General features: G+C 62.5%; 9 protein-coding genes. 2 read left to right on the top strand and 7 right to left on the bottom strand.

The genetic code is table 11. The features are described from left to right. Positions 1 to 66: 66 nt before the first annotated feature. The 6 genes from icmF to VJ651_RS05395 form a co-directional block, all read right to left on the bottom strand. A complete protein-coding gene (icmF, locus tag VJ651_RS05420) occupies positions 67 to 3,345 on the bottom strand; it encodes a fused isobutyryl-CoA mutase/GTPase IcmF (RefSeq protein WP_324106452.1) in 3,279 nt (1,092 codons plus the stop codon). Positions 3,346 to 3,551: 206 nt separating this feature from the next. Next, on the bottom strand, positions 3,552 to 4,298 hold the full coding sequence (locus tag VJ651_RS05415) for an enoyl-CoA hydratase/isomerase family protein (protein WP_324106451.1): 747 nt from the start codon (positions 4,296 to 4,298) through the stop codon (positions 3,552 to 3,554). A gap of 11 nt (positions 4,299 to 4,309) precedes the next feature. Further along, complete coding sequence (locus VJ651_RS05410; RefSeq protein ID WP_324106450.1) at positions 4,310 to 5,620, bottom strand: TRAP transporter large permease; 1,311 nt, start codon at positions 5,618 to 5,620, stop codon at positions 4,310 to 4,312. Between the two features lie 23 nt (positions 5,621 to 5,643). Then, on the bottom strand, positions 5,644 to 6,129 hold the full coding sequence (locus VJ651_RS05405; protein WP_324106449.1) for a TRAP transporter small permease: 486 nt from the start codon (positions 6,127 to 6,129) through the stop codon (positions 5,644 to 5,646). Positions 6,130 to 6,162: 33 nt separating this feature from the next. Beyond that, the gene (gene dctP, locus VJ651_RS05400) at positions 6,163 to 7,167 is read right to left on the bottom strand and encodes a TRAP transporter substrate-binding protein DctP (RefSeq protein WP_324106448.1); all 1,005 of its coding nucleotides are present in this window, start codon (positions 7,165 to 7,167) and stop codon (positions 6,163 to 6,165) included. A gap of 43 nt (positions 7,168 to 7,210) precedes the next feature. Further along, the gene (locus VJ651_RS05395) at positions 7,211 to 8,428 is read right to left on the bottom strand and encodes a CoA transferase (protein ID WP_324106447.1); all 1,218 of its coding nucleotides are present in this window, start codon (positions 8,426 to 8,428) and stop codon (positions 7,211 to 7,213) included. A gap of 195 nt (positions 8,429 to 8,623) precedes the next feature. Between VJ651_RS05395 and VJ651_RS05390 the strand changes: the two genes are divergently transcribed. Both VJ651_RS05390 and VJ651_RS05385 read left to right on the top strand, forming a co-directional pair. Continuing rightward, positions 8,624 to 9,328 carry a GntR family transcriptional regulator gene (locus tag VJ651_RS05390; protein WP_324106446.1) on the top strand — a complete coding sequence of 235 codons (705 nt, stop codon included), beginning with the start codon at positions 8,624 to 8,626 and terminating at the stop codon, positions 9,326 to 9,328. Between the two features lie 52 nt (positions 9,329 to 9,380). Continuing rightward, on the top strand, positions 9,381 to 10,265 hold the full coding sequence (locus VJ651_RS05385) for an ATP-binding protein (RefSeq protein WP_324106445.1): 885 nt from the start codon (positions 9,381 to 9,383) through the stop codon (positions 10,263 to 10,265). Positions 10,266 to 10,309: 44 nt separating this feature from the next. Here VJ651_RS05385 and VJ651_RS05380 read toward each other — a convergent pair whose 3' ends face one another. Further along, complete coding sequence (locus VJ651_RS05380) at positions 10,310 to 13,867, bottom strand: indolepyruvate ferredoxin oxidoreductase family protein (RefSeq protein WP_324106444.1); 3,558 nt, start codon at positions 13,865 to 13,867, stop codon at positions 10,310 to 10,312. Positions 13,868 to 14,030 lie beyond the last annotated feature (163 nt).

Below are 14,030 nucleotides of genomic sequence, written 5' to 3'. Positions count from 1 at the left end.
GGTTCGGGTCCACGGAATACACGGAAATTCTTTGTTCTTTCCGTGCTTTCCGTGGACAAGGGTTCGCTACATGTTGCGCCGATACTGCCCGCCCACCTCGAACAAGGCGTTGCTGATCTGCCCCAGTGAGCAGTAACGCACCGCGTCCATCAGCACGGCGAACACGTTCTCGTTGTCGATCACCGCTTTCTGCAGTTTCTGCAGCATGGCCGGCGCCTTGTCGGCGTGACGTACCTGGAACTCCGCAAGACGCTTCAGTTGCGACTGCTTTTCGTCGTCGGTGGAGCGCGCCAGTTCCAGCGTTTGCGGCGTGGCATCGCCCTTCGGGTTGCGGAAGGTGTTGACGCCGATGATGGGCAGGGTGCCGTCATGCTTCAGGTGCTCGTAAACCATTGACTCTTCCTGGATCTTGCCGCGCTGGTAGCCGGTTTCCATCGCGCCCAGCACGCCGCCGCGCTCGGCGATGCGCTCGAACTCCTGCAGTACCGCTTCTTCCACCAGGTCGGTCAGTTCCTCGATGATGAAGGAGCCCTGGTTCGGGTTTTCGTTCTTCGCCAAGCCCCATTCGCGGTTGATGATCAATTGAATGGCTAACGCGCGCCGCACCGATTCGTCGGTCGGCGTGGTGATCGCCTCGTCGTACGCATTGGTGTGCAGCGAATTGCAGTTGTCGTAGATCGCGATCAAGGCCTGCAGCGTGGTGCGGATATCGTTGAAGTCGATTTCCTGCGCATGCAGGGAGCGTCCGGAAGTCTGGATGTGGTACTTCAGTTTTTGCGAACGCTCGTTGGCGCCGTACTTGTCGCGCATCGCGACGGCCCAGATGCGGCGTGCGACGCGGCCCAGCACCGTGTATTCCGGGTCCATGCCGTTGCTGAAGAAGAAGGACAGGTTGGGCGCGAAATCGTCGATGTGCATGCCGCGCGCGAGATAGGCTTCCACGAAGGTGAAGCCGTTCGACAGCGTGAAGGCGAGTTGCGAGATCGGGTTCGCGCCGGCTTCGGCGATGTGGTAGCCGGAGATCGACACCGAGTAGAAATTGCGCACCCGGTTGTGCACGAAGAATTCCTGGATGTCGCCCATCACCTTCAGGCTGAACTCGGTCGAGAAGATGCAGGTATTCTGGCCCTGGTCTTCCTTCAGGATGTCGGCCTGCACGGTGCCGCGCACGTTCTCCAGCACCCACTCGCGGATCTTGGCCGCTTCGTCGTCGGTCGGTTCGCGCTTGTTGTCGGCGCGGAACTTGGCCATCTGCTGGTCGATCGCGGTATTCATGAACATCGCTAGGATCGTCGGCGCCGGGCCGTTGATGGTCATCGACACCGAGGTATTCGGCGCGCACAGGTCGAAGCCGTCGTACAGCACTTTCATGTCGTCCAGCGTGGCGATCGATACGCCGGAGTTGCCGATCTTGCCGTAGATGTCGGGACGCGGTGCCGGATCGGCGCCATACAGCGTGACCGAGTCGAAGGCGGTCGACAGGCGCTTGGCGTCCATGCCTTCGGACACCAGCTTGAAGCGGCGGTTGGTGCGGAAGGCATCGCCTTCGCCGGCGAACATGCGGGTCGGGTCTTCGTTCTCGCGCTTGAAGGCGAACACGCCGGCGGTGTAGGGGAAGGAGCCGGGCACGTTCTCCGCCATCAGGAAGCGCAGGATTTCGCCGTGGTCTTCGAACTTCGGCAACTGCACCTTGCGGATCGTGGTGCCTGACAGGGTCTTCTGCACCAGGCGCGTACGGATTTCCTTGTCGCGGATCTTCACCACATAGTCGTCGCCCGCATACGCGGCCTTCATGTCGGGCCACATCGCGAGCAGTTTCTTCGCGCTGGCGTCCAGGCTGTTGTCGCGTTCGGCAATCAGGTCGTCGAGGTCGGCGGTCTTGCTGCAGGCAGCGGCCATGCGCTTGGCTTCCTGCAATTGCTGGCGCTCGCGGGCCAGCTTGACTTGCCTGGCCGTGTTCTTGTGGTAGTCGCGTACCGTGTCGGCAATTTCGGCGAGGTAGCGTGTGCGGGCCGGCGGCAGGATCGCATTCTTGCCGGAGGAGCTGCGCACGTTCACGGGCGCGAGCTTGCCGGGCTTGGCCTTCAGTCCCAGCTCCGTCAGCCTCGACAGCAGGCCCTGGTACAGCGCGGTCACGCCGTCGTCATTGAAGCGCGAGGCTTGCGTGCCGTACACCGGCATCTCTTCCGGCTTCTTGCCGAACAGCTCGCGATTGCGCTGGTATTGCTTGGCCACGTCGCGCAGCGCATCCTGCGCGCCCTTGCGGTCGAACTTGTTGATCGCCACGAAATCGGCGAAGTCGAGCATGTCGATCTTTTCCAGTTGCGAGGCGGCGCCGAATTCCGGCGTCATCACGTACATCGACAGTCCCACATGCGGCACGATAGCGGCGTCGCCCTGGCCGATGCCGGAGGTCTCCACGATCACGAGGTCGAAGCCGGCCACCTTGCAGGCGGCGATCACGTCGGGCAGCGCCTGCGAGATTTCGGAGCCGGCTTCGCGCGTGGCGAGCGAGCGCATGAATACCCGCGACTGGCCATTCCACGGATTGATCGCATTCATGCGGATGCGGTCGCCGAGCAAGGCGCCACCCGATTTGCGGCGCGACGGGTCGATCGACACCACGGCGATGTTGAGCGCGTCGTCCTGGTCGAGACGGATGCGGCGGATCAGCTCGTCGGTCAGCGAGGACTTGCCCGCGCCGCCGGTGCCGGTGATGCCGAACACCGGGGTCTTGATGGTGTCGGCGGCCTTGTGCAATTCGGTCTTGAGCCTGGCGGCGACCTTGTCGTTTTCCAGCGCGGTGATCAGTTGCGCGAGCGGACGCTGGCGCTCGACCATGTCGCCCTTGGTCAGCGCTTCCAGCCTGGTCGGTGCGTAGGACGACAGGTCGACGTCGCAAGCCTGGATCATCGAGAGGATCATGCCGACGAGGCCCATGCGCTGGCCGTCTTCCGGGCTGAAGATGCGTGCCACGCCGTAGGCATGCAGCTCGTCGATCTCGCTCGGCACGATCACGCCGCCGCCGCCGCCGAACACCTTGATATGTGCGCCGCCGCGCTGCTTGAGCAGGTCGATCATGTACTTGAAGTATTCGACGTGGCCGCCCTGGTAGCTGGAGATGGCAATGCCTTGCGCGTCTTCCTGCAGCGCGGCGGTGACGATCTCGTCGACCGAGCGGTTGTGGCCGAGGTGGATCACTTCCGCGCCGTTGGCCATCAGGATGCGCCGCATGATGTTGATCGAGGCGTCGTGGCCGTCGAACAGCGAGGCCGCGGTGACGAAGCGCACCTTGTTGGCGGGTTTGTATTCGGTGAGTTTCTGGGCTACGGAGAGGTCGGTCATTGCTTGTCTCTTTGTTATGGCGGAAGCCGCAGGACGGCCTGTGCTGATAATTACGTTTACGTTAACGTCAATCTAACATGACGTCAATCAGGTGCGCCGTCTTTCGGATGACAATGTTTCCCCTGTGCCAAGGGCTTTTGATGGCGCGCCGAAATGCCGGCGGGGCCGGTGCCAAGGCGCAACACCGGCCGCCACGAATGCCCGCGTCAAGCGCGTTTGCTTGCCGCCGCGATACGACGCTTGAGTTCGTCCGAACGCAAGGCCCTTTCGTAGTCGTCGCGCGCGGTGGCGGCGCCGGGTGCGCTTGCCGCAATTGCATTGAGCTGGCGCTTCATGGTCGCCACGGAGAGCGGTTCGCAGGCACCGAGCGCGTCCGTATATTCGACGACCTTGGTCCACAAGGCGTTCGGCTCCACAAGTTCCGTGAGGAAGCCGATACGCTTCATTTCTTCTGCGTCAATCGGCTGCGCGGTGAGGAACAGGCGCTTCGCCTGCATTACGCCCAGTTGTGTCACATAGCGCCGCAGGCCGCCCGGATAATAGTGCAGGCCGAACTTCGCTGCCGGCATGAACATGCGCGAGCCCTGCACGCCGATGCGGAAGTCGCAGCACAGCGCCAGGTCGGTTGCGCCGCCATACACGCTGCCGTTCAGCGCGCAGATGGTCGGCAGCGGGAACTGCTCGACGGTATCGAGCAGGTTTTCAAAACTGCTGTCGAGTTTCTCGACGATCGCCTGGATGGTATAGCCCGAGCTGAAGGTCTTCTCGCCAAGGCCGGTGAACACGACCGCGCGCACGCCGTCACGTTGCTGAATCTCGGCAAGATGCGCGCACAGCACCGCGATGTCGTCGGGATCGATGCGATTGTGCTCGCGCGGACGGCGCAGGCGGATGATGGCGGTCGCGCCTGCGTATTCGAGGCCGGGCGCCTGATCGGGCATGTCCTGGTGCATGGTGTGTTCTCCTATTTCGCCGTGCCCATCAGCATGTCCGGCAGCCAGGTGACGATCTGCGGGAACACCGTCAGCACCACGATGAAGGACAGCATCATGATGATGAAAGGAACCACGCCCCACATCACATCGCGCAGCGGCACTTCCGGCGCGATGCCGCGGATCACGAACAGGTTGAGGCCGACGGGTGGGTGGATCAGGCCGATTTCCAGATTGATGGTGAGCACCACGCCGAACCAGACGAGGTCGATGTGATTCTGATTCAACACCGGCAGGATGAAGGGCATGCTCATCAGGATGATGGCGACCGCCGGCATGAAAAATCCGGCCATCAGCAGGAACAGGTTCAGCACCAGGATCAGTTCCCACTTGCCGAGGTTCCAGCCGAACATCCAATCCGCCACGCTTTGCGTCACGTACAGATAGGACATCATGTACGAGTACAGCGCCGCCGCTGCGACGATCATCAGGATCATCGACGATTCGCGTGTCGCATCGCGCATGATCGGCCACAGGTCGGACAGGCGGCCGCGGTAGATGACCATCACCAGCACCAGTGCGAAAAAGGCCGCGATCGCCGCGACTTCGGACGGCGTCGCGAATCCGCCGTACATCACGGCCGTGACGGCCACGATGATCATCAGGAAAGGCAGTGTGCGCGCCAGGCCGGAGACTTTCTCGGCGAACGTGTAGTGCTCAAGCGGGGCATCGCGGTCGATGGCGCGCATGCTGACGGTCCACGAGTAGAACGAGAACAGCAGCACCAGCAGGATCCCGGGCACTACGCCCGCCAGGAACAGGCGGCCGATGGACGTTTCGGTGACGATGCCGTAGATGATGAAGGTGATCGACGGCGGAATCAGGATGCCGAGGCTGCCGCCGGCCGCGATGGCGCCCGTCGCCAGCCGCTTCGGCACGCCGCGCTTGATCATTTCCGGAATCCCCGCCTTGCCGATGGCCGCCGCGGTCGCAGGGCTGGAGCCGCACATGGCGGAGAACAGGCCGCAGGCAAAGATATTGGCGATCACCAGGCCGCCCGGTACGCGATGCAACCAGCGGTGCAGCGATTCGTAAATGTCCTTGCCGGCGCGCGACATGCCGATGGCCGCGCCCAGCACCACGAACATCGGCAGCGTCAGCAGCGCGAAGCTGGACAGTTCGCCGACGAAGCTTTTCGGGACGGCCGCCAGCGCCCCGGCGCCGCCGAAGATGGCAAGAAAGGCGACGGCGACGGCGACCAGGCCGAACGCAATCGGCACGCCGGAGAACAGCACGGCAAAGGTGACGATAAACAGCAGCGATGCAATTTGCAGTTCACTCATGGTCTTGGCGGTCTCTCATTACTCTAACGGGCTTGGGGATGCAGCGATTTCTGCATTTCCACGAGATATTGCAAAGCGGTCAGTCCCATGCCGATCGGCATCGCCGCGTACTTCGGCCACTCGGGCGCCGTCCACAATCCGAGGGTGCGCTCATTGGCCAGAAAGGCGTCGATGGTCATGTGCAGGCCGAGCCAGGCGAGATAGACGCAGACGACAAAGCCGACCGCATGACCGAGCAGAGCGAGCTTCATGCGCGACCGGTCGGACAGCACCGTATCCAGCAACTCCATGCCGACATGACCCTTGGTGCGCAGGGTGTAGGGCGAACCGAGAAAGGCCGCACCGACCATCATCATGATGCTGGTTTCCAGCTCCCATGAATTCTGGTGCCCGCTGGTGCGATAGATCACCATCCATGTGACGATCAGGATGGAGGCGAGCAGCAGCCCGGCCGCAACATAGGCGCAGGCGAGGCTGAGGCGCTCCACAGCGTTGTTGAGTCGTTCCATTGATTGCTCCTCCGCGGTTCGTCCCGGCCTGTCTTATTTTCCGCGCGACTGATGCAACGCGTCCAGCAGCTCTTTGGCTTTCGGGCTGGTCTTCGCAAAATCCTGCCACGAGGTCCGTTTGGCCAGCGCCAGCCAGTCTTCGAATTCCGGCTTCGTCATCTGCCGCACCTGCACGCCGGCGCTTTCGAATTTTTTCACTGCTGTCTTGGCAACCTCGTCCTGCTCGGCGTTGAAGGTCTGATCGGTTTTCTGCGCCGCGTCTTCAAAGATCTTCTTCTGCGCCGGCGTCAGTTTGTCCCAGGCCTTCTTCGAAATGACCAGGGGCTGCAGCAGCACGAAGATCGTGTAGTCGCCGCCAATGGTCGCGTACTTGCTCTGTTCATACAGGCGCATGCTCATCAGACTGTCATAGGAAGACAGCAGGCCGTCCAGTACGCCGGACTGCATCGCGTTGTACAGTTCGGTGGAGGGCATGGAATACACCGATGCGCCGGCTTCTTTCAGGGCGGAGTCGATGGTGCGGTCCGCGCCGCGGAACTTCAGTCCCTTGACGTCATCCGGCTTGCCCAGCGGGCGTGCGCGATTCACAAATCCGCCTTCGGTCCACCACCAAGTAAGCAGGTGCAGGCCGTTGGCTTCCGCCACTTCCTGCAGCTTCTTCGCATACGGCGAATTGCGCAGCGTCATCGCATCGGCTGCGCTGCTGACAGCGCCGGGCAGGATCGTCACGGAAAACTCCGGAATCTTGCCGGCTGCATAGATGAGCGGAATGATCGACATCTCGACGGTGCCATCCTGCAGCGCGTCGACCTGCTTGAGCGGATTGCTGATCAGCGAGGCGCCGGGATAGATACGGAACTTGAGCGACGGGTCCTTGCTGCTCACCTCCTTGACGAACTGGCGCGCCGCGACGTCGCGGCTGTCGGCGCCTTGCTTCCATTGGTGGGTCAGCTTGAATTCCTGGGCCTGGACGCTGCCTACCGCGCTGCAGAAAAGAACAGCGGTTGCGACTGCGAAGTGCTTGAATCTGATGTTCATGGTCTGTCTCCTTTATTGGTCTTGACTGAAAGCGATTCGGAAATCAGGATGCGGGTACGGACTCCTTGTACTGAGCGATCACGCCCTCGTTCGAGAGTTGTTGCAAGCCATCGCGGGTGTGGCCGAACTCGCCCAGCACTTCGAATGTGTGTTCGCCCAGCAGCGGCGGCGGCATGCGCACCGAGCCGTCCTTGAAGGCGTCGAGCTTGATCGGGTTGGCGACCTGCTTGAGCGCGCCCAGCAGCGGATGCTCGACTTCCTCGACCAGCCGGCAATGCCGCACCTGCGGATCGTCGAAGACATCGGACAAGGTATTGATGGGGCCGGCGGGAATCCCGAGCGGGATCATGGCTTCGGTCCATTCCATTTTCGTGCGCAGCTTCAGGCGAGCGTCGATGATTTCTTTCAAGGCATTGCGATGCTGCATGCGCGCCGCATTGTCGATGAAGCGCGGATCGTCGAGCAAGGCTTCCAGTTCGAGCAGTTTGCACAACTTGACCCACATGTCCGGCGTGGCCGGTGCGAGGTTGAGCGGACCGTCCTTTGTTTCGAATACGCCGTAGGGCGCGATGACGGGGTGCACGTTGCCGGTCGGGCCGGGCACTTCGCCCAGGCTCAGATAACGTTGTCCCTGCACGCTCAGCAAGCCGATCAGGCTGGCCAGCAGCGAGGTTTCCACGTGCTGGCCGCGGCCGTTTTGCTGACGCCTGAACAGCGCGGATACGATGCCGATCGCGGTCCACATGCCGGAGGTGAGGTCGCCGATGGCGGTGCCGACACGGGTGGGCCCCGACTCGGGCTGCCCGGTCAGGCTCATCAGGCCGGAATAGCCTTGCGCGATCTGGTCGAATCCCGGCCAGCTGCCCATCGGGCCGTCACTGCCGAAACCGGTGATGCTGCCGAACACCAGCCCGGGATTGGCGGCGGACAAGCGTGGATAATCAAGCCCCATGTCGCTCATCACGCCGGATTTGAAGTTCTCCACCACCACGTCGGCCTTCTCGCACATGCCCCGGATAAGGTCCAGGCCGCGTGCGTCGCGGAAGTTGACCGCGATGCCGCGCTTGTTGCGATTGGTGGAGAGGTAGTAGGCGCTGATGCCTTTGTCGAATGGCCCCCAGGTGCGGATCATGTCGCCCGTGGACATCGGCTCGACCTTGATGACATCCGCGCCCAGATCGGCCAGGATCATCGAGCAGAAGGGGCCGGACAGCGCGCGGGTGAGGTCGACGACGCGGATACCGGCTAAGGGTAAGCTCATGAAATGTCTCCGGAATCTTGTTGCGATGCTGCCGATCTCATGAAGAACGGCAGCATCACGCTCTTGAATTTCTCTCATATTAACTGAAATTTCAGTTTGTGTTATTAAAATTTTTCATCGAAAACCTGATATATTTAGGAGGGCGAATCCGGTATCATTCCGCGCATCCGGAAACTGCACGAACGAGGGGACGACATGGGGTCAACAAGAGAAAGCGCTGCCGAGACGGTGCGCCGTGAACTTGAGGCGGAAATCAATAACGGCATCCGTGCGCCCGGCGAGCCGCTGGACGAGGCCGAGCTGATGGAGCGCTTCAAGGTGTCGCGCACACCGGTGCGGACCGCCATCCTGCAACTGGCGTCGCATGGCCTGATCACCATCCTGCCCCGTTCGGGAACCTATGTTGCACGCATGTCGGCCCAGGATCTGCTGTCGATGCTGGAGGTGCTGGCAGAGATGGAAGCGTCCTGCGCCAAGCTCGCCGCGCGCCGGATGAGCGCCGAGGACCGCCAGAAACTCAAGGAATTGCACGCCGCCGCCAAGGGCGTTGCCGACAAGGAGGATGCGGCGGCCTATGACCGCTACAACCAGGAATTGCACGGCCTGATTTACGCGGCATCGCTGAATGCCTATCTGTCCGACCTGATCCTGTCGATCCGGCGCCGGACCAAAGTCTATCGGCGCACGGTGTTCCAGGAGCCCGGCCGGATCAGGACTTCCTATGCCGAGCACGCGCGCATCGTCGATGCCATCGTTGCCGGCAATGCCGCCGAGGCGCATGAACACATGCTTGCGCACATTTCCGGATCGAGCAAAGACTTCCTCGAATTGCTCGCGCATATTCCCGGCGAATTCACGCATGAGCCGCCGCAGCCGAAGATGGTCGGCAGACGCAAATAGTGCGCGCCGCTCGCCGCCCCGCGTGACCGATTTTCCATTCGCACCGCACAGCATGAACAAGCTTGAAGAATTCCTCGCCAACGCCAACCGCCTGATCGACGAAGTGCGCCTGATGATGCCGCCGTCGCCGCCACCCATCGCATGGGAAGATACCGTCGCCTTCACCTGGCGGCGCCAGCGCGACGCGGGCTACCTGGAACCGGTGCGTCATCCACAACTCATCGATATCAGCGACTTGCAGGGCAACCGCGACAAGTTCGACCGGGTCGAGCTCAACACGCGGCAATTTGTACGCGGACTGCCGGCCAACAATGTGCTGCTGACCGGCGCGCGCGGCACCGGCAAGTCGTCGATCGTGAAGGCGCTGCTGAAAAAATATGCAAGCCAGGGGCTGCGTCTGATTGAAGTGGAGAAGAGCCTGCTCACCGACCTTCCCGCGATAGTCGACGCCATCAGGCATCGCCCCGAGCGCTTCATCATCTTTTGCGACGATCTCTCGTTCGAAGCCGAGGAGCCCGGCTACAAGGCGCTCAAGGTGATGCTCGACGGTTCCGTTACCTCCGCAGTCGAACGGGTTCTCATCTATGCGACTTCCAACCGGCGCCACCTGGTCCCCGAGTACATGCGGGAGAACACGCAGATGGATGTGGTCAACGGCGAAATCCACCAGAACGATTCGGTGGACGAGAAAATCTCGCTTTCCGAACGCTTCGGCGTCTGGGTGCATTTCTATCCGTTCGCGCAGGAGGAATACCTGCAGATCGCGCGGCACTGGTTAAGCCGCCTGAATCCCGGCATCGTGTTTTCGCAGGCGGTACAGGATGAGGCGCTCGGCTGGGCCTTGCAGCGCGGCTCGCGCAGCGGTCGCGTGGCGCTGCAATTCGCACGCGACTATTGCGGGCGGCATGCTGTGGACAGCATGTCGTTCGACAAATAAGGCCATCCCGGCACACGCGAGGGTGCGCCGGGATGCGCATCACGTCAGGCAGCGTGCGACAGCCCCGATTGCCCCGCAGAGAACTGCTTCAACAACCTGTCTTGCTCTTCGCGGAACTGCGCAAGCGCCTTCGCCTTTACATGCCCGAACCCGCGGATCTTCTCCGGCAGCGCGGCGATCTGCACCGCCAACGTATAGTTGTTGCCCCCGAGGCGATCCAGCAGCGACAGCACCGTGCGGCGATACTCCTCGATCAGCGCGCGTTCCATCCGGCGTTCGGCCGTGTAGCCGAATACGTCCAGCTTCGTGCCGCGCAGCGTCTTCATCTTTGCCAGCAGCCTAAAGCCCTGCCACATCCACGAGCCGTATTCCGCCTTGACCAGATGCCCGTTGCCGTCTTTCTTCGCGAACAAGGGTGGCGCGAGATTGAATTTCAGGCTGAACTCGCCGTCGAACTGCTGCTTCAGCTTCTCGACAAATTCGCCGTTCGTATATAGCCGCGCAACTTCATACTCATCCTTGTACGCCATCAGCTTGAAATACGCCTTCGCCACCGCGCGAGCGAGCTTGTCGCCCTTGCCGAGCCCTTCTTCGGCCTTGCGCACCGTATTGACGAGGGCCTCGTAACGCGCCGCGTAGTCCGCATCCTGGTAATCGGTGAGGAAGGCGACGCGCCGCTGAACCAGTCCGCTCAGGCTTTCCGCAAAGTGCAGCGTGACCGGCTTGCCGGGCAGGGCGATGCGCTCGACGCGGGCCAGATCGACGGCCGCGCGCCGGCCCCACAGGAAACTCGTCTTGTTGGAATCGACCGCCACGCCGTTCAGTTCGATCGCGCGCAGCAGCGCCGCCTCGGACACCGGCAGCGCTCCCTTCTGCCAGGCGAAGCCGAGCATGAACAGGTTGGTCGCGATCGCATCGCCCATCAAGGCCGTGGCGAGCTTCGTCGCATCGATGTAATCGGCCCGGTTGGCGACCGACTCGTTGACCAGCGCCTGCACCTCGCCCAGTGGGAAGGCCCAGTCGGGGTTCTTCGTGAAATGGCCGGTCGGCTGCTGGTGCGTGTTGACCACCGCCCGCGTGCGGCCCGGACGCATCTTCGCAATCGCATCCTGCGCGCCGGCGGTGAGCATGTCGCAACCCAGCACCAGATCCGCTTCGCCGGTGGCGATGCGCTGTGCGCGGATCGCGCCGGGCGTCTTGCTGATGCGGATGTGCGAAGTGACCGAACCGTTCTTCTGCGACATGCCGGTCATGTCCAGTACCGACACGCCCTTGCCTTCGAGATGGGCGGCCATGCCGATCAGCGCGCCGATGGTGATCACGCCGGTGCCGCCGATGCCGTTGAGCAGGATGTTGAAGGACGCATCGCAGGCCGGCAGCACGGGATCGGGCAGCGGGCCGAAATCATCCTGCTTGGCCTTGCCAGTGGTCGACTTCCTGACCGTGCCGCCCTCGACCGTGACGAAGCTCGGGCAGAAGCCCTTCACGCAGGAATAATCCTTGTTGCAGGAGGACTGGTCGATGGTGCGCTTGCGCCCGAACTCGGTTTCCAGCGGCATCAGCGAGGTGCAATTCGAGGCCACGCCGCAATCGCCGCAGCCTTCGCACACCGCGTCGTTGATGAACAGACGCTTGGGCGGATCCGGATATTCATTCTTCTTGCGCCGGCGGCGTTTCTCGGCGGCGCAGGTCTGGTCGTAGATCAGCACCGACACGCCCGGCACTTCGCGCAGTTCGCGCTGCACCGCATCGAGCTCCTTGCGGTCGTGCAGGGTCACGCTCTGCGGCAACGAAGAACGGTCGGCGTAACGCGACAGGTCTTCGGTCACCAGCGCGATGCGCTTGACGCCCTCGGCTGCCATCTGCTGCGCGATCATCGGCACCGAGGTGATGCCGTCCACCGGCTGGCCGCCGGTCATGGCCACCGCGTCGTTGTAGAGAATCTTGTAGGTGATGTTCACATTCGCCGCCACCGCCGCGCGGATCGCGAGATAGCCCGAGTGGAAATAGGTGCCATCGCCGAGGTTCTGGAACACGTGCGGCAGCTTGGAGAAGGCCGCCTGCCCGATCCAGGGCGCGCCTTCGCCGCCCATGTGCGTGGTGAGCTTGTTGTGCTCGGGATAGATCGCGGTCGCCATCACATGGCAGCCGATGCCGGCCAGCGCGAGACTGCCGTCCGGCACCCTGGTCGAGGTATTGTGCGGGCAGCCGGAGCAGTACCAGGCCGGGCGCGGCGGCGTGTTGACCGCCTTGGACAGCACCTGGTCCTTCGCTTCCAGGAAGCTCAGGCGCGCCTTGATCAAATCGCTGGTGTGGAAGCGCGCGATGCGCTGCGCGATCACGCGCGCCACCTGTGCAATTGAAAAATCGGCCTTCGGCGACAGCAGCCATTCGCCGCGCGGATGCACCCATTCGCCTTTCTCGTCGAACTTGCCGATCACGCGCGGACGCACATCGTCGCGCCAGTTGTAGAGCTGCTCCTTCAACTGGTATTCGACGATCTGGCGCTTCTCCTCGACGACCAGGATTTCATCGAGGCCCTGCGCGAACTCGCGCACGCTGTCCGGCTCCAGCGGCCACGGCATCGAGACCTTGAAGACGCGGATGCCGATGTCGGCGGCCATCTTCTCGTCGATGCCGAGTTCTTCCATCGCTTCCAGCACGTCGAGGTAGGACTTGCCGGAAGCGATGATGCCCAGCCGTGCCGTCGGGCTGTCGATGGTGGTGTGGTTCAACTTGTTGGCACGCGCATAGGCCAGCGCAGCATAGATCTTGTAATCCTGCATCAGCGCTTCCTGCTTGCGCGCCTGCACGCCCAGCGTGTCGGTCGACAGGCGCGTGTTCAGGCCGCCTTCGGGCATGATGAAGTCGGTCGGGTAGGCGATCTGCAGGCGGAACGGATCGGCATCGACCGAGGCAGTCGACTCGACGGTATCGGCCAGCGCCTTGAAGCCGACCGCGCAGCCCGCGTAGCGCGACATCGCCCAGGCATGCAATCCGAGGTCGAGGTATTCCTGCACATTGCAGGGATACAGCATCGGGATCATGCAGGCCGAGAAGATGTGGTCGGACTGGTTCGGCAGCGTCGAGGAGTACGCGGCGTGATCGTCGCCGGCCACCAGCAGCACGCCGCCGTGCTTGGCGGAACCAGCGTGGTTCATGTGTTTGAACACGTCGCCGCAGCGGTCCACACCGGGGCCCTTGCCGTACCACAGGGCGAACACGCCGTCGTATTTCGCCGGTCCGATCAGGTCGACCGTCTGCGTGCCCCACACGGCGGTGGCGGCCAGTTCTTCATTGACGCCGGGCACGAATTTGATGTGGCTCTCTTCCAGCAGCTTCTGCGCCTTCCACAGGCTTTCGTCGAGACCGCCCAGGGGCGAGCCGCGATAGCCGGAAATGAAGCCAGCGGTATGCAGCCCGGCGGCGAGATCGCGCTGGCGTTGCATCATCGGCAGGCGCACCAAAGCCTGGATGCCGGAAATGAAAATCTTGCCGCTGGTGCTGGTGTACTTGTCGTCGAGCTTGACGGGCGCGAGGGTGGTGGCGGCGCGCGAGGCGCCGTCAGACACCCCGGCAGGGGATGCTGTATCGGTGAGCATGAACTGTCTCCAAAATTGTTTTTCGGATAGCGTCTGGCAACGGGCACGCCGGGTAAGGCGCTTGGTTGTCAGATTGCAGGACCGTTGTGGCGGTCGTACCGGCAAAATCGCGTAGCGAAATTGCCATGTATGGAAGTGTAAGCCGGAGCCGCGTGCTTAGGCA

Origin of the sequence: Noviherbaspirillum sp., assembly GCF_035254865.1 — a bacterium.
Classification (GTDB): domain Bacteria; phylum Pseudomonadota; class Gammaproteobacteria; order Burkholderiales; family Burkholderiaceae_D; genus Noviherbaspirillum.
The sequence above is the reverse complement of the archived record's forward strand: the minus strand, read 5'-3'. Positions and strand labels throughout refer to the sequence as shown.

What these genes read in the sequence shown, in the direction of transcription:
- VJ651_RS05390 (WP_324106446.1), top strand. Translation starts at nt 8,624, where the DNA reads ATGGGGTCAACAAGAGAAAGCGCTGCCGAGACGGTGCGCCGTGAACTT.
- icmF (WP_324106452.1), bottom strand. Translation starts at nt 3,345, where the DNA reads ATGACCGACCTCTCCGTAGCCCAGAAACTCACCGAATACAAACCCGCC.
- VJ651_RS05410 (WP_324106450.1), bottom strand. Translation starts at nt 5,620, where the DNA reads ATGAGTGAACTGCAAATTGCATCGCTGCTGTTTATCGTCACCTTTGCC.
- VJ651_RS05415 (WP_324106451.1), bottom strand. Translation starts at nt 4,298, where the DNA reads ATGCACCAGGACATGCCCGATCAGGCGCCCGGCCTCGAATACGCAGGC.
- VJ651_RS05385 (WP_324106445.1), top strand. Translation starts at nt 9,381, where the DNA reads ATGAACAAGCTTGAAGAATTCCTCGCCAACGCCAACCGCCTGATCGAC.
- dctP (WP_324106448.1), bottom strand. Translation starts at nt 7,167, where the DNA reads ATGAACATCAGATTCAAGCACTTCGCAGTCGCAACCGCTGTTCTTTTC.
- VJ651_RS05395 (WP_324106447.1), bottom strand. Translation starts at nt 8,428, where the DNA reads ATGAGCTTACCCTTAGCCGGTATCCGCGTCGTCGACCTCACCCGCGCG.
- VJ651_RS05405 (WP_324106449.1), bottom strand. Translation starts at nt 6,129, where the DNA reads ATGGAACGACTCAACAACGCTGTGGAGCGCCTCAGCCTCGCCTGCGCC.
- VJ651_RS05380 (WP_324106444.1), bottom strand. Translation starts at nt 13,867, where the DNA reads ATGCTCACCGATACAGCATCCCCTGCCGGGGTGTCTGACGGCGCCTCG.